Raw genomic sequence first — 20309 nt, 5'->3', positions numbered from 1 at the left:
GTGGCGGCCGCCCTGGTGCGGGCCGGACAGTACGACCGGGCACTGCCGCTGCTCACCGACCTGGTGACCGCCGCCCGCACTCCGACGGCCGGCCACCTGCTGGTCCGCGCGCTGACCGGGCTCGCCGAGGCGCTGGTGCTGGTCGGCGCTCCGGAGAAGGCGCTCGCCCACGCCGACGAGGCGGTCCGCCTCGCCACCGCCGGGACGGCCGGTTCCGCCGGTGACCGTCCGGGCGGCGTGGCGGCGGTGCTCGCCACCCACGGCCGGGCCCGCGCCCTGTACGCCCTCGGCCGCCGGGACGCCGCACTGTCCTCGGCCCAGCTCGCCGTGGCGCTCGGCCGCACCGTCGGCGACGCCGCCGTGGAGGCCCGCTCGCACGGGCTGCTCGCCGACCTGCTGACCGAACTCGGCCGCGGCGTGGAGGGGGCGGAGGCCAGACGGCGGGAAGAGCTGCTGGGCCGGGTCTGAGGCCGGGCCGTCGCGTTCCCGCTCCTCCGCACGGGGGAGCCGGCGGCGGAGGCGGGACAGGTCCCGGTCGGCGGCCGGGGGCGCGGCGGCCCGCAGGCGGGAACATCGACGACGGTCCCAGCGCACAACTGCCTCCCGCACCAGCGCCGCAGGCGGAACTACCGGCGGTTCTGGCGGGCGGAGCCGGCCGCCGGGCGGCCGCGTCCCGGGCGTCCCCGCAGGCGGAGGCCTGGTACGCGCGGTACTTCCGCCGGGGCATACTTCTGCCTGAGGGGATCTGCCCGGCACGCTGTCCGGCAGAAACTGCGGCAGAACCGCGTGCGCGCGGACCAGGGGCGGGGCGGGCAGATGACGGTTGCGAGCGGAACCGGGGAGTTCGGCTACCTGCTGGCCGGGCACCGGGTGGCGGCGGGCCTGACCCAGGAGGACCTGGCCGCGACAGCCGGGGTCAGCCTGCGCGCCCTCGGCGACATGGAGCGCGGCCGCACCCGGGGGCCGCAGCGGCGCACCGTCCAGGCGCTGGCCGCCGCGCTGGGGCTGGACGGCCCGCAGACCGCCGCCCTGGAGCGGGCCGCGCAGTTCGGCCGCCCCCGGGGCGTGCGGCAGGTGCCGCCGCAGGGCGGGGCCGTACACCCGGCCGTACCGGAAGCCGTACCGGAAGCCGCGTTGGAGGCCGTCCCGGAGACCGCCGGAAGCCCCAAGCCCCCCGCAGCTCCCGCGCCCCCCGCAGCTCCCGCGTTCCCGGTGCCCGGGGGTGACCCCGCGCCGCCGGGCGCGCTCGCCCTGCCGCGCGACCTCGCCGACTTCACCGCCCGCGAGCAGGCCCTCGCCGAACTCGCCGCGCTCACCGCCGACCGGCACCCCGTCCACCCCCGGGTGGTGCTGATCAGCGGTCAGCCCGGTCTCGGCAAGACCGCCTTCGCCCTGCACGCCGCCCACTCCCTCGCCCAGGACTTCCCGGACGGTCAGCTCTCGCTCGACCTCGGCGGTACGGCGGCCACCCCGCTGCCCGCCCGGGAGGCGCTCGGCCAGGTGCTGCGCGCCCTCGGGGTGGAGGACAGCGCGGTGCCGGCCGGGACGGAGGAGCGGGCCGGGCTGTTCCGCGCCCTGGTGCGCGAGCGCCGGCTGGTCCTGGTGCTGGACAACGCCGTCGACGAGAGTCAGGTGCGTCCGCTGCTGCCCGGTTCGGGGCCGGCGGTGACCATCGTGACCAGTCGGCACGTCCTGTCCGGTCTGGAGGCGGTGCACCGGTTGCGGCTCGATGTGCTCTCCCCGGTGGAGGCCGCCGCCCTGCTCGCCCGGATCGCCGGGCCCGAGCGGGTCGAGGCCGCGCCGGACGCCGCCGCCGAACTGGCCCGGCTGTGCGGCTACCTGCCGCTGGCGCTGCGGATCGCCGGGCAGCGGCTGGTCGCCCGTCCGCAGCAGCCGGTGGCCCAGCTGGTGCGTCAGCTGGCCGCCGAGGAGAACCGCCTGGACCTGCTGGAGACGGGGGACCTGGCGGTCCGCCCGGCCTTCGAGCTGTCCTACCGCCGGCTGCCCGCCGAGTCCCAACGGGTGCTCCGGCGTTGCGCGTTGACCGTCGGCCAGGACTTCACGGCGGCCGTGCTGGCCCGCTACGCGGGGCTGTCGGCCACTCGTACCGAGCTGGTCCTGGAGCAGCTGGTCGACGCCGGCCTGGTGCAGCCGGCCACCCCGGAGCGCTACCGGCTGCACGACCTGGTGCGGCTCTACGCGGGCGAGCGGCTGGCCGCCGACGAGACGGCCGAGGCGGTGGCCGGAGCCCGCACGGAGGCCGGGAGCTGGCTGTTGCGCGAGGCGGCGGCCCGGGGCCTGCGGTTCGACCCGGACCACACGGCGGCCGGTCACGAGGAGGCCGGCCACGGGAGGACCGCCGGTGATCCGTCGGTGCCGCTGACCGAGGCGGCGCGCTGGCTGGAGGAGGAGTACCCGGAGTGGCTGGCGGCGCTGTACCGGGCGCAGCGGGAAGGCCGGCACCGGGAGGTGATCGACACCGCCGAGGCGATGCACTGGTTCTCCGACCGCCTGCTGAGCTGGGACCTCTGGGCCGAGGTGTTCCAGCTGTCGGTGGACTCGGCCCGGGCGAGCGGGGACCGGCGGGCCGAGGCGGTGCACGTGAACTACCTGGCCTGGACGTACGTCACCTGTCTGCACCGCTACCAGCGCGGCGTCGAACTCGCCGGCGAGGGCCTGGAGTTGGCCCTGAGTCTGGGTGACCACGAGCAGCAGGGCTGGGCGCTCACCTACCTGGGCTCCGGGCTGCGGCACCTGCAGCGCTACCGGGAGGCAAGCGACAGCTACCAGCGGGCGGCGGACGCCTTCGCCGAGGTCGACAACCGGGCCGCGCTGATCGGCCGGCTGGTCACCCTGCGCGGCGCCGCGACCTGCCTGCGCCACCTCGGCCGGGCCGAGGAGGCGGTGGACTCCCGCCGCCGCGCGCTGGCGGGCGCGCTGGAGCTGGTGGAGCGCTGGTCCTCGCCGCTGATGCACCTGCTGGCGGCCATGACGGCGCACGAACTCGGCCAGGACCGGGCGGCGTTGAAGCGCTGGTCGGCCGCCGAGAAGGCCTACCGGCAGGCGCTGGTGCACTACGAGGCGATCGGGCGCCCGGACAGCATGACCAAGACGCTGACCGAGCTCGGCACCGCGCTGATCGAGCAGGGGCGGGCGGACGAGGCCCGGGAGATCCTCACCGAGGCGCTGACCGACCTCAGCGCGGACGGCCGCCGCGGCCGGCTCTCCCCGTAGCGGGGCCCGGCCGCGGCGCACCGGTCAGATCCGGGTGTCCTCGACCACCGGCAGGCCGCGGTCGACCTGGACGCTGCGCTGGTTCTGGACGCCGCGGTGGTCCTGCACGGCCGGCTTCTTGCCGCAGAAGGCCGGCTCCAGCGCGTTCATCAGCCCCTGGGTGACCGAGCCGTTGTTGGAGGCGTTGGCGAAGACCACCACCGAGCGCCGCCCGTCCGGGGTGGTGAAGGACTGGGTCTGGAAGCCCTGGACGATGCCGCCGTGCCCGTACACGTCCCCGCAGGTGAGCGAGATGCGGCGGAGCCCCAGCCCGTAGGAGATCTTGGCGGTCGGGGTGGGCAGGGCGGCCTCCATCTGGTGCAGCGAGTCGTCGGAGACGAGGCCGCCCGAGCCGCCCGCCATCAGCGCGGTGAGGAAGCGGTCGAGGTCCTCGGCGGAGGAGATGACGGCGCCGGCGCTCCACACCCAGGAGCCGGTCTGCTCGGTGGAGTCCAGCAGCGGCTTGGTGCGGTCGTCGTTGGTGAGGTAGCCGGTGATGTGGTCGCCCGCGATCCGCTGGTCGGGGACGACGAAGGAGGTCTGCTCCAGGCCGAGCGGTTCGATGATCCGCTCGCGCAGCACGTCGGCGTACGGGCGGCCGGTGAGGTGCTCGACGGCGAGGCCCAGCAGCACGAAGTCGGTGTTGGAGTAGGAGTAGCGGCTGCCGGGGGTGTACTGGATTCCGTGCTTGACGGACATGGCGACCATCTCGGCCGGGGTGTAGACCTTGGAGCGGATGCGGGCCTCGAAGGCGGCCGTGGTCTCCTCGCCGGACTGCTCCAGCAGGTCGTTGGTGTGGTCGTAGATGCCGGCCCGGTGTTCCATCACCTGACGGCCGGTCATCGTCCAGCCGTCCGGGAGGGTGCCGGCCGGGAGGTAGTCGCGCAGCGGCTTGTCGAGGTCGATGCGGCCCTCCTCCACCAGCTGCATCACGAGAACGGCGTTGAACATCTTGCTGTTGCTGCCGACCCGGAACCTCCACGCGGAGTTCATCGCGGTCCCGTCCAGATCGGCCTTGCCGACGGTGAGGGAGCGGGTCCGGTCGTCGTCGCCGTGGTCGCGGATCACCGCGAAGGCGCCCGGGGCGCCCGCGGCGGTGGTGGCCTGAAGCGCACTGAGCACGCCGGCCGTGTCGGGGGTGGGCAGGGCCGGGGCGTCGCGGTCGGCGGCCAGGGCGGGGGTGGCTGCGGTCGCCGCCAGGACGGCAGCGGCGGCGGCCACCGCGAAGGGGCGCAGCAGGCGGGTCTTGGCCATGTTCCTCGACTCTCTCGTGAGCTGACGCGCTGTCGGGATCGCGTCGTATGAAGATCACTATCACCGGTTGAGGGGGATCGGGGCAATGTGAACGCGATTGCCCGCATCATCCGTTGTCGGGTCGTTTCGTCACCCGCACCGTTCGTTTCCCGGCCCGGGGGCAAGGTTTTACCTCCCGTCGTCTACCCGCGTCGACCGGCGCGCCCGCATCCTGTTCGAGCGCCCGTTCGTCGTGTCCACGCCGTGCGCCGCGTGCTCCCCGGTGCCTCCACGCGCCGACTTCCCCCTCACCGACCATGGAGTCCCCATGCCCCTGGCCACGTTCGCGCGCCGTGCCGGTGCGCTGCTGCTCGTCGGCACCGGACTGATATCCGCCTCCGGCGCCGCCCACGCCGACGCCGTCACCGGCACGTACTCGACGATCGTCTTCCCGGACCAGGACCACGGCGCGGTCTACAGCCTCATCGGCTCGGCCACGACGTCCGTCGACGTGACCATGTACGAGCTGCGCGACACCACGGCGGTGAACGCCCTGATCGCCCGTCAGCACGCCGGGGTGCGGGTCCGGGTGATCCTGGACGGGAAGCACAGTTCGGTCAACGGCGCCGCCTACTCCGCCCTGAAGGCCGGGGGCGTCGGGGTGACGTACTCCTCCTCGGCGTTCGTCTACACCCACCAGAAGACCGTCACCGTGGACGGCGCCAAGTCCCTGATCCTGACCGGGAACCTGGACTCCACGTACTACTCCAGCAGCCGCGACTACGGGGTCTTCGACACCGACGCCAACGACGTGGCCGCGATCGAGGGGGTCTTCGCCGCCGACTACGCCAAGACCTCGATCACCCCCTCCGACGGCGACAACCTGGTGTGGTCGCCCACCGACTCCCAGGACCGCCTGCTGGCGCTGATCAACGGCGCGCAGACCTCCCTGGACGTCCAGCAGCTGGAGTTCGGCGACCCGGCCCTGGTGGACGCCATCACCGCCGCCGCCAACCGCGGCGTCACCGTGCGCGTCGTCGGCATGAACCCGAGCTCGTACGGCTCCTACTTCGACGAGGTCACCGGGGCCGGCGCCAAGGTGGTCACCTACTCCTCGACCACCGGCCTGTACATCCACGCCAAGGCCGTCGTCGCCGACTACGGCACCGCCACCGCCAAGGTGTTCGCCGGCTCGGAGAACTTCTCCGACAACTCGCTGAACAACAACCGCGAGCTGGGCCTGATCGTCTCCGACTCCGGGGTGCTCAACACGATCGAGTCGACCTTCGCCACCGACTTCGCCAACGGCACGGCCTACTAGGGCCGTTCCGGCCGGTCGGCACTCCGGGTAGTTCCGTCACCTCCCCTCCGGGTGGCCCCGTGCCGGGGCCGCCCTCCACCCGAGGAAACGTCATGTCTTCGTCCGCGAAGCCCCTGAACGAGCCCCTGAACGACGCCCCCCGCCCCCGCCCCCGCTCCCGCCGCACCGCGACCGCGATCGGCTCGGCCGTCGCGCTGGTCGCGGCCTCCGCCGGGCTGTGGGCGGCCACCGCCACCACCGCCCAGGCAGCCGGGCTGCCCACTCCCGACCACATCGTGGTCGTGGTGCTGGAGAACCACGCCTTCGGCCAGGTGATCGGCAGCAGCAGCGCCCCGTACCTCAACAACACCCTGAAGGCGGGCGGCGCCAGCCTCACCCAGTCCTACGCGATCACCCACCCGAGCGAGCCGAACTACTACGCCCTGTTCTCCGGCTCCACCCAGGGCAGGGTCGACGACAGCTGCGTGACGGTCGGCGGGTTCCAGTCCCCGAACCTGGCGTCCGAGGTGCTCGCCGCCGGGAAGACCTGGGCGAGCTACAACGAGACCCTGCCCAGCCAGGGCAGCACGGTGTGCAGCAGCGGCAAGTACGCGCAGAAGCACAACCCCTGGTTCGGCTTCGGGAACGTGCCGGTCAACAGCGCCAAGACCTTCACCCAGTTCCCGACCGACTACACCACGCTGCCCAACGTGTCGTTCGTGGTGCCGAACCTCTGCAACGACATGCACGACTGCTCGGTCGGCACCGGGGACACCTGGACCAAGAACAACCTCGGTGCGTACGCCACCTGGGCGCAGAGCCACAACAGCCTGCTGGTGGTCACCTTCGACGAGGACAACAGCCTGTCCGGGAACCGGATCCCGACCCTGTTCTACGGCGCCCACGTCACCCCGGGCAGCAGCAGCGCCACCACCTACAACCACTACAACGTGCTGCGCACCCTGGAGGACCTCTCCGGGGCGAGCGGCCACGCGGGCAACGCGGCCGGCGTGACGGACATCACCGGCATCTGGAACTGACCCTCCGCACGGGGTGCTGTCCACCCCGGACCGGCGGCCGCCCCGCGGTCGCCGGTCCGGCGTCCCGGGGCACTCGACCGGGGGCCCGCCCGCCTGGTATCGATAGGGGCGTGCGATTCGAACAGGTCCCGATGCCGGACGAGGTGGGGGAGCGCCCCCGGGACGGGCGCGGGTACCCGGTGCCGGCGATCACGCCGTGGCAGGACGGGCGGCCGCAGTTCGCCCTGACCGACCACGGGCGCAGCGCCCACTGCGCGCTGGAGCGCCGCTGCTCGGTGTGCGGGGCGTTCATGCCGCGCGGGCCGGTGTGGCGGGTGGTCGGTCCGGCGGAGAGCGCCGCGATCGCGGAGGCGCTCGCGGCCGGGCGCCCCTACCGCAACCTCGCGCCGACCATGGAGGGCCCGGGGCACCGCGCCTGCATGCTGTACGCGTCGATGGTGTGCCCGTACCTGGCCCTGCCCAACGCCCGCCGGAAGGTCACCGCCGAGGGCGCGGCGGACGGGCTGACCGCCGCCGCCGTCCGTGGCGCGGCGCGCGGCGGGACGGGGGCGGTGGTCGGGTTCGGTGACTACGAGTACGCCGTCACCGAGACCCGGGTGCTGTTCCGCTTCCTGGACGTGGTGGAGTTCCGGCCGCACGAGTCGGCCGACGAGCACCTCGCGGAGCTGCGCGCCGAGCTGGCCCGCACGGCCGGAACGTCCTAGCCGGAGGGTCCTGGCCGGAGCACCCCAGCTGGAACGTCCCAGCCGGAGCGTTCTGGCCGGAGCGCCCCGGCTGGATTGCCCCAGGGTCCGTCAGGGCCGGTAGGAGGGCAGGCCCTTGATGGTGGAGACCTGGGCCGGCGCCGCCGAGCCGTCGGCCGGCACGGTGCTGACGCCGTCCGGGGTGCGGGCCGCGACGGTCTTGCCGTCGGGGGACCACGCGGGCTCGGTGTAGTCGGTGGTGGCCGAGGGGGTGAGGTCCTTCTCGGCCGACTTCCCGTGCTCGGTGGCGCGGGTGAACAGGTGGTCGTGGCCGTTCACCGAGCGGACGAAGACGATCGCCCGGCCGTCCGCGGACAGCGCCGGCTGGGAGCCCTTGCCGATGTCCTGGGTGGCCGGGCGGATGTAGTCGTCGTAGATGTACACCTCGTCGGCCGGGGTGTTGGCGTACGCGATCTCCGCCTGTTGGCCGCCCGCGTTGGCCCAGGTGTTGCCGGTCTGCGGCGGCTGCGGTTCGCTGCCGGCGTCGCCGCCCTCGGAGTTGTGCGGGGTGAGGTCCGCGACGGTGCCGCCCTTGGCGGGGACGGTCGCCAGCCGCAGCACACCGCCCTTGGCGGCGGCGAACACGATGTTGTTGTAGCGCTCGGTCTCGTTGGGCACGGAGTCCCCGCTGGGTCCCTTGGCGGCGTGCTGCCAGGTCGGGTGGGACCAGGCCTCGCCGCTGGGGGCCTTGGCCAGGGTGGACTTGCCGCTGCCGTCCGGGTTGGCGGTGACCAGGTCGCCGTCGCCGTTGACGAAGACGACCTTCTTGCCGTCGGGGGACCACGCGAGGTCACGGACCACCGTGCCGAAGTCGACGGTGGTGCCGTTCATCGCGACGGTCTTGGTGCCCGTGCTGATCGTGAGGTGGTTGGCCGCGGAGGTGCCGTTGACCTCCTTGCCGCCCGGCGCGGGGCTGCCCGAGTGGGCTCCGCCGCCCGGCGCCGCCGTGCCCGGGGCCGCCGAGCCGGTCGCGCTCGGCGCGGCGGAGCCGGGGTCGCTGTTGTCGGGGCCGCAGGCGGCGAGCAGGACGGCGCTCGCGGTGGTCATCAGGGCGATGGCGGCGGCGGTGCCGAATCTGTTGCGCACGGGCATGGCAGGGTCCCCCTCGGATGGTGCTGTCGCTTTCGACAAGGAGGTTGCCAGTCCGAGGTCAGCACCCGATGCGTGCTGTGTCACAGCCCTGGAACAGTGCTGCCGGACACGGCGTCAGCCCGCTTGCTCCGTAGGGCCGGGAGCGTTCAGAGGCCGAGTTCGGTGAGGGCCGGGTGCCCGTCCGGGCGGGGTCCGGCGGGCCAGTGGAGGAGGCGCTCGTCGGCGGTGATCGGCAGGTCGTTGATGGAGGCGAGGCGGCGGGCCATCAGGCCGTGCTCGTCGAACTCCCAGTTCTCGTTGCCGTAGGAGCGGTACCACTGGCCGTCGTCGTCGTGCCACTCGTAGGCGAAGCGGACCGCGATCCGGTCGCCGCCGTACGCCCACAGCTCCTTGACCAGGCGGTAGTCGAGTTCGCGCTGCCACTTGCGGGTGAGGAAGGCGGCGATCCGCTCGCGCCCGGTGAGGAACTCGGCGCGGTTGCGCCAGCTGCTGTCGGGTGTGTACGCGAGGGCGACGCGCTGCGGGTCGCGGGTGTTCCAGGCGTCCTCGGCGGCCCGGACCTTGCGGCGGGCGGACTCCTCGGTGAAGGGCGGTACGGGAGGGCGCTGTTCGGTCACGGGGTGTCTCCTCGGGAACGGGTGCTCCAACAGTGAGAACGATCGTTCTCGCTTCAGTCGCTACCCTAGGAGAATCATCGTTCTCACGCAAAGGGCACGGCAGATGGAACAGGTGGACCCGCGGACCCGGATCCTCGACGCGGCCGAGGAGCTGTTCTACGGACAGGGCGTCCAGGCGGTCGGGATGGACGCCGTCCGGGCCGCCTCCGGGCTGACCATGCGCCGCGTCTACCAGCAGTTCCCGTCCAAGGACGAGCTGGTCGAGGCCTATCTGCTGCGCCGCGACGCGCGCTGGCGGGCGAGCCTGGCCGTCCACGTCGCGCGCACCGGCGGCACACCCCGGGACCAGCTGCTCTCGGTGTTCGACTGGCTCGGCCGGTGGTTCGCCGAGCCAGGCTTTCGCGGCTGCGCCTTCGTGAACGCCTTCGGCGAACTGGGCGCCGGCACCCCGGCGGTGGCGGCCGCCGCCCGGCACCACAAGGCGGAGTTCGCCGGCTACCTGGCCGGGCTGGCCGAGGCGGCCGGCGCCCCGCCCGCCACCGCCGCCCAGTTGGCCCTGCTCGCCGAGGGCGCGATCACCGTCGCGGCCGTGCACGGGGATCCGAGCGCCGCCGCCGACGCCCGGGAGGCCGCCCGGTTGCTCCTGGACGCCGCCCTGGCGGGACGGGGCTGAAGGGGGCCGGGGCAGCAGAGGAGGCGTCGGAGCGGTCGGCGATGCATATCGTAAGGAAAGGTTCCTCATAACATTGCCCTCCTGGAGCGGCTGTTCCCGGAGGGGTGGGGCGGCAGGGTGGGGCGGGCGGGTCCCGGGGCCGGAACCCGCCCGCCGCTACGGACGTCGCCGTCCGGTGTCCGGGCTCAGGGTGCGTCGGTGTGGGTGAGGGTCTCCCAGCCGATGAAGTAGTTCGCCCCGAACGGGCTGTGCGCCGCCACGTACTGCTCGGTCTGCGGCATCGCCAGGCCCTCGCGCAGGTGGTACTCGTTGTAGGCGAGCTGCACGGCCGGGCCGAGCCCGGTGTTCAGCGAGCCGTCGCACAGCCAGTCCGGGGCGCTCGCGCCGTTGTCGTAGCCGGTGTGGAACTCCAGGGCCTTGAGCAGTCGTTCGCGCCCCTCGCCCCACAGGTCGAGACCCTGGAGCCGGGCCGTCTCGGCGGTCTGGGCGGCGGCCTCCAGGCCCCAGCCGGTGTGGCCGAAGTCCCGGCAGGTCTCCTGGGAGAGTCCGTCCACGAAGGTGGACTGGCCGTTCCAGTACGTGACCAGTGCGGACTGTCCCTGGATCCCGGCCTTCGGCGGCGGCACCGGGAGGTCCCCGTCGGAGGAGAGGTAGACGTAGGCGGGCAGCCGGTGCCGCCACAGGTCGGTGGCCCGGTCGAACAGGCCATGGTCGTCGAGGAAGACGGCGATGCCCATCAGGGCGTCGGTCTGGATCAGCTCCCAGTTGCCGTTCTTGCGCGGGCTGCCGGGCGTCAGCAGCGGCACGTAGACGGTGCGCAGCATGGTGGCGAAGCGGTCGACCGAGCCGGTGGACCAGCCGGCGCCCGAGTGGCGGATCAGCTCGGCGGCGCGGGCCCAGTTGTTGCCCGACCAGCCGGTCTGCAGCGGGGCGTTGGTGTTGGTGTGCTCGCGGATCACGCCCGACCAGGCGTCCATGAGGGAGATCGCCTTGTCGGCGTCCCGCTGGTCGCCGGTGAGCGTCCACAGGAGGGCGTGGGCGTAGGCGGCCATCGAGTCGTCGCGCTCGTCCGAACAGCCGTTGTTTGGGTGCGAACTGGACCCGCACTCGACGGTGGCGCGCGGCTTGGGCTGCCAGTCGGGCGAGGCGTACTTGCTCGCCCGCAGGTCCGCGAGGGCGGAGGTCCAGGGCTCGGCTCCGGCGGCCAGCTTGCCCTTGACGAAGGCCAGTTGCCGCGCGCCGACCAGTACTCCGGGGTGCTGGAAGGCGGCGGCGGGCCGGGCGGCGGGCACCGGGGTACGGGCCTCGGCGGGGCCGGTGGCGGTCGGCAGGAGGAGGGCGGCGAGGGCGGCACCGGCGATCAGCGTTCGGGCGGTGCGGCGGGCGGTGTTCCTGGTGGTGCTACGACCCATGGGAAAGTCACCTCTCGGTGGGGGAGGAGGTCGTGCTCAGGTCCGGTGGTGGGGTGTTAGGAAACCTTCCTAACGAGTGGCATTGAACCACCGACGCGTGAACACGCCAAGCCGCCCCGCACCGCGCGGTCCGGCGGCGTCCGACCCCTTGCGCCCCACCCGCCTCTCGTTTATCGCCCGTTGATCGCCGCCGCCTAACGTCGGGCCCATGGACGACAGGACGGCCGAGTGGTCGGGGGCGGCGCCCGAGGGGCGGATGACGGAGCAGGACACCGAGCGGTTCCGCCAGTTGCTGGCCGGGCTGGAGAGCTCGCTGGCGGCGGACCGGGAAGTGGCGGGGCGTGATGCCTGAGGTCGTCGAGCCGCCCGGCCCGGTGGCGGTGCTGCCGCTGTGGCGGCGCGGCCCGGAACGGCACGACGCGCACCGGCCCGGGGTGCTGCGGGGGCACCCCGGGCCGGTGGCGCCCGATCAGCCGCAGGCGGGGTCCGACGAGCGCTGACCGTACGCGCGTCTTGACCGTTCACGGCGCCGTGACGGCTCACGAACGGCGACGGCTCACGAGCAGTCGCAGCAGCAGCCGTCACAGCCGCAGTCGCAGTTGTCGCACCCGCAGTTGTCACACCCGCAGCCGTCGCATCCGCAGCCGTCGCACCCGCCGGTTCCGGAGCCGTGGGAGTCGCCGCCGCCGCATCCGCACCTGCAGCAGTTGCCACAGGTGCCGCAGCTGTCGGAGTCACAGACGTCGCAGCAGTCGCAGCAGTCGTGCCGCTCGCAGAAGCCCTTGCGCCGCTCCCGGCTGAACGGGTCCTCGTGCTCGCAGCAGAGCAGCCGGCAGGTGCAGGCCATCAGGGCCCACATCGCGCACCCGGCGAGCAGGTCGCGCGGCTGCGGCGGCTTCCCGCCGGGCGGCGGGAAGCCCGGGCCCTGGGGCGCCCACGGGGGGACGGGTGCCTGGTCCGGGGTCTGACGCGGCGGCGCGTCCTGCGGGTGCTCGGCGGCGGCCCCGCCGGTGGCACCGTGGCGGCAGCCCGCGCCGTGTCCGGCCCGGCCGAAGACCCGGTCCACCGCGCTCTCCGTCTCGTGCCCGAGCAGGACGTGCACCAGTGCCCGGTCGGTCAGTTCGACCTCGCGCAGTGCGAGCCGGATGCCGTGCACGGCGTCCCGGCAGAGCCGCTCGGCCTCGGCACGGTCGGTGCCGGTGGCGGTCAGCGGGTTCCAGGCGCCCGAGGCGGCGTCGGCGGTCTGGTCCTCGGCGGCGTCGAGGAGGTGGGCGAGCCGGCCGAACAGCCGCCCGGCCTCGGCGAGCGGGGCGGCGTTGCCGGGGCGGCCGGCGATCACGGCGGTGTGGGCGAAGGCGGCCGAGGTGGCGGTCTCGGTGGGCTCGGTGACCAGCAGGACGGAGCTGCCGGGCAGCAGTGAGCGCTCCAACTCGCCCTGCCGGGAGGCCGCGTCGAGCAGGACGGCGGTGTCGAAGCCGACCGTGGAGGCGCTGCCCGCGCTCTTGCGGTCCCAGCGCCTGGTCACCGCGCGGGCCCCGGCGGCGACCGGCCGGCGGGCGAACACGCCGTCCCGGTCCTCGACGTGGTCGCGGATCTTCACCGAGGCGAGCGCCAGCGAGACGGCGGCCGCCAGCCGGGCGCCCTCACCCTTGGCGACCGAGGCGCTCCGCATGCCGCGCAGCGGGCAGGGCCCGGCGGTGCGGCGCCAGGAGGAGTCCTCCCGCTCGGCCTGGGCCTCGACCAGGACGGAGATGATCAGCCCGTCGTAGTTGGTGGCGGTCCGGGCGAGCTGCCCGTGGTCGTCCCGCAGGGCGAGGCAGAGTCCGCAGAGGTGCGCCATCCAGGAGGTCTGGAGCTGCTCGGACAGTCGGTGCCTGCACGGTCTGATGATGCCGAACACGATCGTGGTCCCCCTCGCCCGATGGGCCGCTGAACGGCCCTTTTGTCGGCGCACATCATATGATCGCCGGCCGGTCGGGGGCGGGGGTGGGCTGATGCGGAGCCGAGCCGACGTCAGATCTTCACCAAGCTCCCGAACTCCCCGGCAGGCCATCCCATATCCGGGATAGCATCACGGATATGGGAATCGACATCGCCGCCGACGAGCGGCTGGCCGGGCGGCTCGCCGAGTTGCGGGTCGAACGCGGCTGGACCCTGGAGGAGTTGGCGCGGCTCGCCGACGTCAGCCGCTCCACCCTGTCCCGGGTGGAGCGGGCCGAGGTCAGCCCGACCGCCGCGCTGCTCGGGCGGTTGTGCGCCGTGTACGGGCGGACGATGTCCCGGCTGCTCGCCGAGGTGGAGTCCGGCCCGGCCCGGCTGGTCCGGGCCGACGACCAGCAGCGGTGGCAGGACGAGGCCACCGGTTTCGTCCGCCGCTCGGTCTCCCCACCGCACGGCTCACTGCACGCGGAGATCATCGAAGGCCGCCTCCCGGCCGGCGCCGACATCGCCTACGACCGCCCCTGTCCACCCGGACTGGAGCACCACCTCTGGCTGTTCGAGGGGCAGTTGGAGCTGAGCCTGGACGGCGAGGCACAACTGCTCGGCCCCGGCGACTGCCTGCGCTACGGCTCCGGCACCAGCCGCTTCCGCAGCCTCGGCCCTGGTGAGGCCCGCTACGCCCTCGTGGTGGTCGAGCCGTGAGCGCCGCCGACGGCCCCACCGGGCCGATAGCCGGGCGCCCGGCCGCCGAACCGCCGAAGGAGCGCTTCGACGCCGCCGGGCGCCGCGTGCTGCTGGTCTGCGTCGCGGGCGGCTTCACCACCCTGCTCGACCAGTCCGTGCTGAACACCTCCATCCCCGCCCTGCGCGAGACCCTGCACGCCCAGCCCGCCCACCTCCAGTGGATCGTCGCCGGGTACTCGCTCGCCTTCGGCCTCGCGCTGATCCCCGGCGGGCGGCTGGGCGACGTCAAGGGCCGCAAGTGGTTCTTCGTCACCGGCCTCGCCCTGTTCACCCTGGTCAGCCTGGTCTCCGCGACCGCCACCGACCCGACGGTGCTGATCGCCGCCCGGCTCCTCCAGGGTGTCGGCGCGGGCCTGGTCAACTCCCAGATGATCGGCACCCTCCAGGACGTCTTCGACGGCCAGCTGCGCGCCCGCGCCCTCGGCATGTACGCCGTCACCGGCAGCCTCGCCTTCGCCCTCGGCCCGCCGGTCGGCGGCCTGGTGCTGGCGGTGGCCGGCCCGGAACTCGGCTGGCGGCTCACCTTCCTGCTCAACGTCCCGTTCGGCCTGGCGACCGTCCTGCTGGCCGTCCGTCACCTGCCCAAGCCCCGCCCCGCCAGCCGCAACGCCGATGCAGGCCCTGTCCGGCGGATCTTGCCGGGTCCGCCAACATCCGCCGGACAGGACCTCGACCTGCTCGGCCTGCTGCTGGTCGGCGCGCTCACCCTGCTCCTGATGCTGCCCTTCGTCCAGCCGCCCGGCCCGGCGGGCTGGCTGGCCTTCGCGGCCGGCGCGCTGGCACTGCTCGGCGCACTCGTCGGGTGGCAGCGCCGCTACGCCCGCACCGGCGGGAACCCGCTGATCCACCCCGCGCTCACCCGCTCCGCGCCGTACGCGCTCGGCACGGCCACCGCGATGGCCCAGTTCGGCTCCTCACTGGCCGCCTCGCTCGTCCTGACCATGTTCCTCCAGGACGGCCTGGGCCTGTCCCCGATGGGCGCCGCCCTGGTCTCGCTGCCCTCGGCGCTGGCCATGGCGACGGCCTCCGCGCTCGCCTGGCGGGTGGTGCGGCGGCTCGGCCGGCGCACCGTCACCATCGGGATGATCGGGTCCGCGCTGGCCATGCTGCTCAGCGGAGCCGTCGCCCACTGGGCGCCCGTCGCCGTGCTGCCCTGGCTGCTCGCCCTGCTCCAACTGCTCAGCGGCGCCTCGGTCGGACTGATGGGCTCCACCAACCAGGCCTACGTGCTGCGCCACGCGCCCGCCGAGGCGGCCGGGGTGAGCGGGGCGATCCTGCAGATGGCGCAGCGGATCGCGGCGGCCGTCGCGGTCTCCGCCCTGTCCGGGGTGTACCTGCGGGAGACCGCCGGGGGCGGCGGCCACCGCTCCGCGTACCTGGCGGCCAGTCTGGTCTGCGCGGCGGTGGCCGGACTCGCCGTGCTGGCCTCGGTGTTCGCCGGCCGGGCGACCGGGCCGGAACGGACCCCCGTCCCGGTGAGCCGAGGGCGAACAGCCGTCCGTTAGGGCCCGGCCGGCGCGTACGGTGGCGGGCATGACGACAGTACGAACGGTGCAGCTTCCCGAGGTCACGCTCGCCTACCGCGAGAGCGGACATCCCGACGGCCCGCCGCTGGTGCTGCTGCACGCCCTCGGCGAGCGCGCCGCCGACTGGGACGCAGTGCTGCCCGACCTCGCCCCCGGCCACCACGTGTACGCGCTCGACCTGCGCGGCCACGGGGACAGCGGCCGCACCGCCGACTACGGCCTGGAGCGGATGCGCGAGGACGTGCTCGCCTTCCTGGACGCGCTCGGCCTGGACCGGGTCGACCTGGTCGGCCACTCGATGGGCGGGGCGGTCGCCTATCTGCTCGCCCAGGCCGCGCCGGAGCGGGTGAACCGGCTGGTCCTGGAGGAGATCCCCGCCCTGTACCCGCGCCCGGCCAGCGTGCCGACCGAGGGCGCGGAGGAACCGGCGCACTTCGACTGGGCGATGGTCCGGGCGATCAAGGCGCAGATCGACACTCCGGACCCGGCCTGGCGGGAGGGTCTGGCCCGGATCACCGCCCCGACCCTGGCCGTCGCGGGCGCGGGGGACAGCCACGTCCCGCAGGAGCGGATCGCCGAACTCGCCCGGCTGATCCCGGACTGCCGGCTGGTCACCATCGAGGCCGGGCACCTGGTGCACAGCGCCCGGCCCGCCGAGTACATCGCCGCCGTGGCGCCGTTCCTGGCCGGCTGAACGGGCGGGCCGTCACCCGGAGACGACTGCCTGCCTGGCTGCCTGCCTGCCCGGCGGGCAGGCAGGCAGGCGAAGAGCCTAGACCCCCTGCTCGGCGGGGAGGCGGCCGTTGCGGATCGCGGTGAGGAGGTCGGCGTGGTCGGCCTCGGTGCGGTCGGCGTAGCCGACGGCGAAGGCGGCGACCGCCTCGTCGAGGGCCTCGCTCTTGCCGCAGTAGCCGGCCAGCAGGCCCGGGTCGGCCGTGTGGGCGTGGGCGCGGGCGAGCAGGGCGCCGGTGATCCGGGCGTAGTCGTCGACCTGGGCCGGGAGCAGGGCAGCCGGGTCGACACTGCCCTTGCGGTTGCGGAACTGCCGTACCTGGTAGGGGAGTCCGTCGACGGTCGTCCAGCCGAGCAGGGTGTCGCTGACCACCTGCATGTGCTTCTGGCCGAGCACCACACGCCGGCCCTCGTGCCCGTCCGGCTGCTGCCCGCTGCCGCCGTCCAGGTAGGGCAGCAGGGCGGACGGCCGGGCCTCCTTCACCTGGAGCACCAGCGGCTGGTCCCGGTGGTCGGTGAGCAGTACCACGTACGAGCGGGTGCCGACGCTGCCGGTGCCGACCACCCGGAACGCCACGTCCTGCACCCGGTAGCGGGACAGCAGGGTGCGCACCTCGGCGGGCACCGTGGCCACGTACGGGCCGAGCGACTCGGCCACCGCCCGGGCGGTCGCGTCGGTGACCCGGGTGAGCACCGGCGGGGCGGCCGTGAAGCGCCAACCGCCGTCCGTGGTGCGGGTGGTGCTGCGGGCGGCGAAGCGGGCGCTGGTGTTGCCCAGGGCCTTCGCCCCGACCTTCCGCAGTACCTCGGCGAGGTCGTGTGCCTCGGTGAAGACCACCAACCGCTCGTCGGCCACGGCGTTCCAGGCGTCCAGGGCGGGCAGTCTGGCCAGGGTGCGCATGGTGCGGCGGTAGGAGCCGGCCGCGTGCTGGGCGGCCGCCCGGGCGGTGGTCTCGCCGGCCCCGGTCTCCCGCCCGGCCAGCACCAGGCTGGTGGCGAGCCGCTTGAGGTCCCACTCCCAGGGGCCGGGCACGGTCTCGTCGAAGTCGTTGATGTCCATGACGAGTTGGCCGCGCGCGTCGCCGTACAGCCCGAAGTTGGCGGCGTGGGCGTCCCCGCACAGCTGCGCGCTGACGCCGGTCACCGGGGTGCCCGCGAGGTCGGCGGCCATCAGTCCGGCCGAGCCGCGCAGGAAGGCGAACGGGGTGGCGGCCATCCGGCCCACCCGGATCGGCACCAGCCCGGGGATCCGGCCCGCGTTGGAGGCCTCGATGGCCGCCACGGCGGTGGGCCGGTCGGGTGCGGGCGCGAACTCCGAGTGCCGCTCCCGGGGGACGCGCCCCCGCAGCGCCTTGCCCTGCTCGCGGGCCCGCAGGGCCCGGCCGTCCGGTCCGGTCGCGAATCCGGGGACGGTGAACTGCCGCCGCGTCGTGGTGTTCCCGTGGTCCGTCACTGTTCCCCGCCCGCCTTGCTCGAACTCCCGCCCGTGACCTGCACGGATGGCTCATCAGGGGGAGTGACGTCCGGCGTCGCGCGGTGGTTCCTGGGGCGGGGGTGCGGATGTGACGGGTGGGCCGGGCCGTACGGTGGGGCGGGTGGATGATCTTCGGAGGGGACCGGCTGCCCGGCTGTCCGCGGCCGGCGCCGCGCTGCTGACCGTGGCGGCGGGCCTGGGCGTGCGCGCCGTGCTGTCCGGCGACGTGGCCAAGTACGCGGGCGACGCGCTCTACACGGTGCTGGTGTACGCCTTGGTGGTGCTGGTCGCGCCGGGGGTGCGGCCGGTGCGGGCGGCCCTGGGGGCGGCGGGGGTGAGCTGGGCGGTGGAGCTGTTCCAGGCCACCGGGCTACCGGACGCCTGGGGGCGGCACAGCGGGCTGGTGCACCTGGTGCTCGGGTCGACCTTCCATCCGCCGGACCTGTTCTGGTACCTGGTCGGCGCGGCGGGCGCCGCGCTGCCGCACCGGGCCCTGCTGCGCCGGACACGGCGGTCCTGCGGGACCGCCGTGTCCGGCGCCGCTGACTGACGGAGCGTCAGAGCGGAAGCAGGTCAGGCCGCTTGGCCTCGACGTGGTCGCCCGAGGACTCGCCGCGCAGGCGCCGCCCGACCCAGGGGATCAGGTACTCCCGGGCCCACTGGAGGTTCTCCCGCCGCTGGTCGGCGGGGGTGAGGGTCCGGGTGGTCGGCCACGGGGCCTCCGGGTCCTCCTGGGTGCGCAGGCCCAGCGAGCGGGCGGCCAGCAGGGCGACCCGCTGGTGGCCCTCCGGGGAGAGGTGCAGCCGGTCCTCGCTCCAGGCACGGCGGTCCTGCACCGCACGCAGCGACCACAGGTCGGCGACCTTGCAGTCGTAGCGGTCGGCGACCGCCCGCATGTGGCCGTTGTAGGTGGCGATCTTGCCGCGCAGGTGCTTGAGCAACGGCACCTCGCGGGTGTCGAAGCCGGTGCAGATCAGCACCGTCCCGGCGTTCTCGGTGAGTTGGGCGATCGCGGCCTCGAAGCGGCCGGCCACCTCGTCCGGGTCGCTGCCGGGCCGCAGGATGTCGTTGCCGCCGGCGCAGAAGGTGACCAGGTCGGGCTGGAGCCGACGGACCTCCGGCACCTGCTCGGCCACGATCTGGTCCAGCAGCCGTCCGCGCACCGCCAGGTTGGCGTAGCGGAACCCGCCCGGCGGCCGGCCGTCGGCGAGCAGCCCGGCCAGGCGGTCGGCCCAGCCGGCGAAGGCGCCGTCAGCACCGGGGTCGTTCAGGCCCTCGGTGAAGCTGTCCCCGAGGGCGGCGTACGAACTGAGGTCAAGGGTCTCCTGGAGGTTCGGCATGAAAGAGATAGTTCACCTCTTCAAGTGACCTACGCCACCGTAGGTGACCCTGGCGGCACGTGAGATGGGCCACGTGCCCTGCCCTGCCCTGCCCTGCCCGGCCCGGCCCGCAGAGCGGCGGGCCCGGAAAACCACAAGATCCGCGCCCCCTTCCGATTTCCGGACCGCCAGGACGATGCTCGAAGCACGGCGCGTCGCTGCGGCCGCCGTTCCTTCCTGGGGGACACCTGCCATGAACCGCTCCGAGAACTGGACCGTCGACGACCGCTGCACCAACTGCGACGTCGCCCGACAGCTCGCGCCCGACCTGATCCGCGAGCACGCCCGCAAGTCCGAGCTGATCCGCCAGCCGCGCGACGACGCCGAACGCCGTCAACTGCTCGCCGCCGCCCACGCCTGCCCGACCCGCTCGATCCGCCCCGGCACCGGCCGGCTCGACCCGGCGACCGACCCGTTCCCGCTCGCCCTCGACGAGGACGAGAAGGGGGACGTGCTGATGCTCGGCCACAACTCCCGGCAGACGGCGGGCGCCACCGCCTACCTCTGCCGCCGCCCCGCCGGCTGGGTCATGATCGACACCCCCCGCTACAGCGAGGCGCTCGCCGCCCGCTACGAGGCGCTCGGCCCGGTCACCGACGTCCTGCTCACCCACCGGGACCACGCCGCCCACGGCCGGGAGTACGCCGACCGGCTGGGCGCCCGGCTCTGGATCCACGAGGGCGACCTCGCCGCCGCGCCGGACGCCGACCGGGTGCTGCGCGGCACCGACCCGGTGGAGATCTCGCCCGGCCTGGTCGCCCACCCCTTCCCCGGCCACACCCTCGGCAGCGTGCTCTACGTCGCCGACCGGCACTACTGCTTCAGCGGCGACAGCCTCTACTGGTCCCGTACCAACCAGGACATCGAGGTGCAGGAGGCGGTCACCTGGTACTCGATCGAGGAACAGTCCGCCTCCCTGGACCGCAGCCTGGACGCGCTGCGCTTCGAGTGGCTGCTGCCGGGCCACGGCGACAAGCACCGGATGCCCGCCGAGGAGGCGGACCGCCGGCTGCGCGCCCTGGCCGTCCGCGCCCGGGCGCTGCGGACCGAGCCGGTGGACTTCGCGGCGGTGCGCTGGTAACCGGTCCGCGCGGTGACCAGGCCGCACCGGTGACCGGGGCGGGCTGAGG

At 74.1% G+C, this 20309-nt stretch carries 19 protein-coding genes and 1 pseudogene; 13 read left to right on the top strand and 7 right to left on the bottom strand.

Annotation, left to right across the window (positions count from 1 at the left end):
• Together BG452_RS10945 and BG452_RS10940 are read left to right on the top strand one after the other, a co-directional pair.
• Positions 1–468 (top strand): annotated as a pseudogene (locus BG452_RS10945) (hypothetical protein); the annotation flags it as partial.
• Between the two features lie 348 nt (positions 469–816).
• Positions 817–3234 (top strand): ATP-binding protein, encoded by a 2418-nt coding sequence (locus tag BG452_RS10940; RefSeq protein ID WP_188304044.1) that lies wholly within the window; start codon positions 817–819, stop codon positions 3232–3234.
• 24 nt (positions 3235–3258) lie between these two features.
• Here BG452_RS10940 and BG452_RS10935 read toward each other — a convergent pair whose 3' ends face one another.
• Positions 3259–4527: a serine hydrolase domain-containing protein gene (locus BG452_RS10935; RefSeq protein ID WP_188304043.1), complete on the bottom strand. Its 1269-nt coding sequence runs from the start codon at positions 4525–4527 to the stop codon at positions 3259–3261.
• A 307-nt stretch (positions 4528–4834) separates the two neighbouring features.
• On the opposite strand from BG452_RS10935, the gene BG452_RS10930 reads away from it, so the two are divergent.
• The 3 genes from BG452_RS10930 (at position 4835) to BG452_RS10920 (ending at position 7550) form a co-directional block, all read left to right on the top strand.
• Entirely contained in the window at positions 4835–5827 is a 993-nt protein-coding gene (locus BG452_RS10930; RefSeq protein WP_188304042.1) for a phospholipase D-like domain-containing protein, read from the top strand.
• 92 nt (positions 5828–5919) lie between these two features.
• Positions 5920–6846, top strand: a complete 927-nt coding sequence (locus tag BG452_RS10925; protein WP_188304041.1) for an alkaline phosphatase family protein — start codon at positions 5920–5922, stop codon at positions 6844–6846.
• Between the two features lie 110 nt (positions 6847–6956).
• Positions 6957–7550 carry a hypothetical protein gene (locus BG452_RS10920; RefSeq protein WP_317620983.1) on the top strand — a complete coding sequence of 198 codons (594 nt, stop codon included), beginning with the start codon at positions 6957–6959 and terminating at the stop codon, positions 7548–7550.
• A 90-nt stretch (positions 7551–7640) separates the two neighbouring features.
• Here the strand turns inward: BG452_RS10920 and BG452_RS10915 are convergent, their stop codons facing one another.
• Together BG452_RS10915 and BG452_RS10910 are read right to left on the bottom strand one after the other, a co-directional pair.
• Positions 7641–8681, bottom strand: a complete 1041-nt coding sequence (locus tag BG452_RS10915) for a PD40 domain-containing protein (protein ID WP_188304040.1) — start codon at positions 8679–8681, stop codon at positions 7641–7643.
• Positions 8682–8827: 146 nt separating this feature from the next.
• A complete protein-coding gene (locus BG452_RS10910; RefSeq protein ID WP_188304039.1) occupies positions 8828–9298 on the bottom strand; it encodes a DUF1348 family protein in 471 nt (156 codons plus the stop codon).
• A 103-nt stretch (positions 9299–9401) separates the two neighbouring features.
• Here BG452_RS10910 and BG452_RS10905 point away from each other — a divergent pair, with 103 nt between their 5' ends.
• Positions 9402–9971: a TetR/AcrR family transcriptional regulator gene (locus BG452_RS10905; protein ID WP_188304038.1), complete on the top strand. Its 570-nt coding sequence runs from the start codon at positions 9402–9404 to the stop codon at positions 9969–9971.
• Between the two features lie 185 nt (positions 9972–10156).
• On the opposite strand, the gene BG452_RS10900 is transcribed toward BG452_RS10905, so the two are convergent.
• On the bottom strand, positions 10157–11383 hold the full coding sequence (locus BG452_RS10900; protein ID WP_188304037.1) for an alginate lyase family protein: 1227 nt from the start codon (positions 11381–11383) through the stop codon (positions 10157–10159).
• A gap of 208 nt (positions 11384–11591) precedes the next feature.
• Here BG452_RS10900 and BG452_RS10895 point away from each other — a divergent pair, with 208 nt between their 5' ends.
• Entirely contained in the window at positions 11592–11735 is a 144-nt protein-coding gene (locus BG452_RS10895; RefSeq protein ID WP_188304036.1) for a hypothetical protein, read from the top strand.
• On the top strand, positions 11728–11883 hold the full coding sequence (locus tag BG452_RS10890; RefSeq protein ID WP_188304035.1) for a hypothetical protein: 156 nt from the start codon (positions 11728–11730) through the stop codon (positions 11881–11883). The genes BG452_RS10895 and BG452_RS10890 overlap by 8 nt, the downstream gene beginning before the upstream one ends.
• 56 nt (positions 11884–11939) lie before the next feature.
• Here BG452_RS10890 and BG452_RS10885 read toward each other — a convergent pair whose 3' ends face one another.
• Complete coding sequence (locus tag BG452_RS10885; protein WP_188304034.1) at positions 11940–13283, bottom strand: DUF5685 family protein; 1344 nt, start codon at positions 13281–13283, stop codon at positions 11940–11942.
• Positions 13284–13462: 179 nt separating this feature from the next.
• Here BG452_RS10885 and BG452_RS10880 point away from each other — a divergent pair, with 179 nt between their 5' ends.
• The 3 genes from BG452_RS10880 to BG452_RS10870 are packed head-to-tail and all read left to right on the top strand — an operon-like array spanning position 13463 to position 16288.
• On the top strand, positions 13463–14026 hold the full coding sequence (locus BG452_RS10880) for a helix-turn-helix domain-containing protein (RefSeq protein WP_188304033.1): 564 nt from the start codon (positions 13463–13465) through the stop codon (positions 14024–14026).
• Complete coding sequence (locus BG452_RS10875; protein WP_317620982.1) at positions 14023–15573, top strand: MFS transporter; 1551 nt, start codon at positions 14023–14025, stop codon at positions 15571–15573. Before BG452_RS10880 ends, BG452_RS10875 begins: the two co-directional genes overlap by 4 nt.
• A gap of 28 nt (positions 15574–15601) precedes the next feature.
• The gene (locus BG452_RS10870; protein WP_188304032.1) at positions 15602–16288 is read left to right on the top strand and encodes an alpha/beta fold hydrolase; all 687 of its coding nucleotides are present in this window, start codon (positions 15602–15604) and stop codon (positions 16286–16288) included.
• 78 nt (positions 16289–16366) lie between these two features.
• Here the strand turns inward: BG452_RS10870 and BG452_RS10865 are convergent, their stop codons facing one another.
• Positions 16367–17779, bottom strand: coding sequence for a DUF2252 domain-containing protein (locus tag BG452_RS10865; RefSeq protein ID WP_188304031.1), 1413 nt, complete (start codon positions 17777–17779; stop codon positions 16367–16369).
• A 142-nt stretch (positions 17780–17921) separates the two neighbouring features.
• Between BG452_RS10865 and BG452_RS10860 the strand changes: the two genes are divergently transcribed.
• Complete coding sequence (locus tag BG452_RS10860) at positions 17922–18350, top strand: DUF2809 domain-containing protein (RefSeq protein WP_188304030.1); 429 nt, start codon at positions 17922–17924, stop codon at positions 18348–18350.
• A gap of 7 nt (positions 18351–18357) precedes the next feature.
• Here BG452_RS10860 and BG452_RS10855 read toward each other — a convergent pair whose 3' ends face one another.
• A complete protein-coding gene (locus tag BG452_RS10855) occupies positions 18358–19140 on the bottom strand; it encodes an SGNH/GDSL hydrolase family protein (protein ID WP_188304029.1) in 783 nt (260 codons plus the stop codon).
• 232 nt (positions 19141–19372) lie between these two features.
• On the opposite strand from BG452_RS10855, the gene BG452_RS10850 reads away from it, so the two are divergent.
• The gene (locus tag BG452_RS10850) at positions 19373–20260 is read left to right on the top strand and encodes an MBL fold metallo-hydrolase (RefSeq protein ID WP_188304028.1); all 888 of its coding nucleotides are present in this window, start codon (positions 19373–19375) and stop codon (positions 20258–20260) included.
• Positions 20261–20309: the final 49 nt, after the last annotated feature.

Origin of the sequence: Streptomyces sp. CBMA123 (assembly GCF_014596465.1) — a bacterium.
Lineage (GTDB): Bacteria > Actinomycetota > Actinomycetes > Streptomycetales > Streptomycetaceae > Kitasatospora.
The sequence above is the reverse complement of the archived record's forward strand: the minus strand, read 5'-3'. Positions and strand labels throughout refer to the sequence as shown.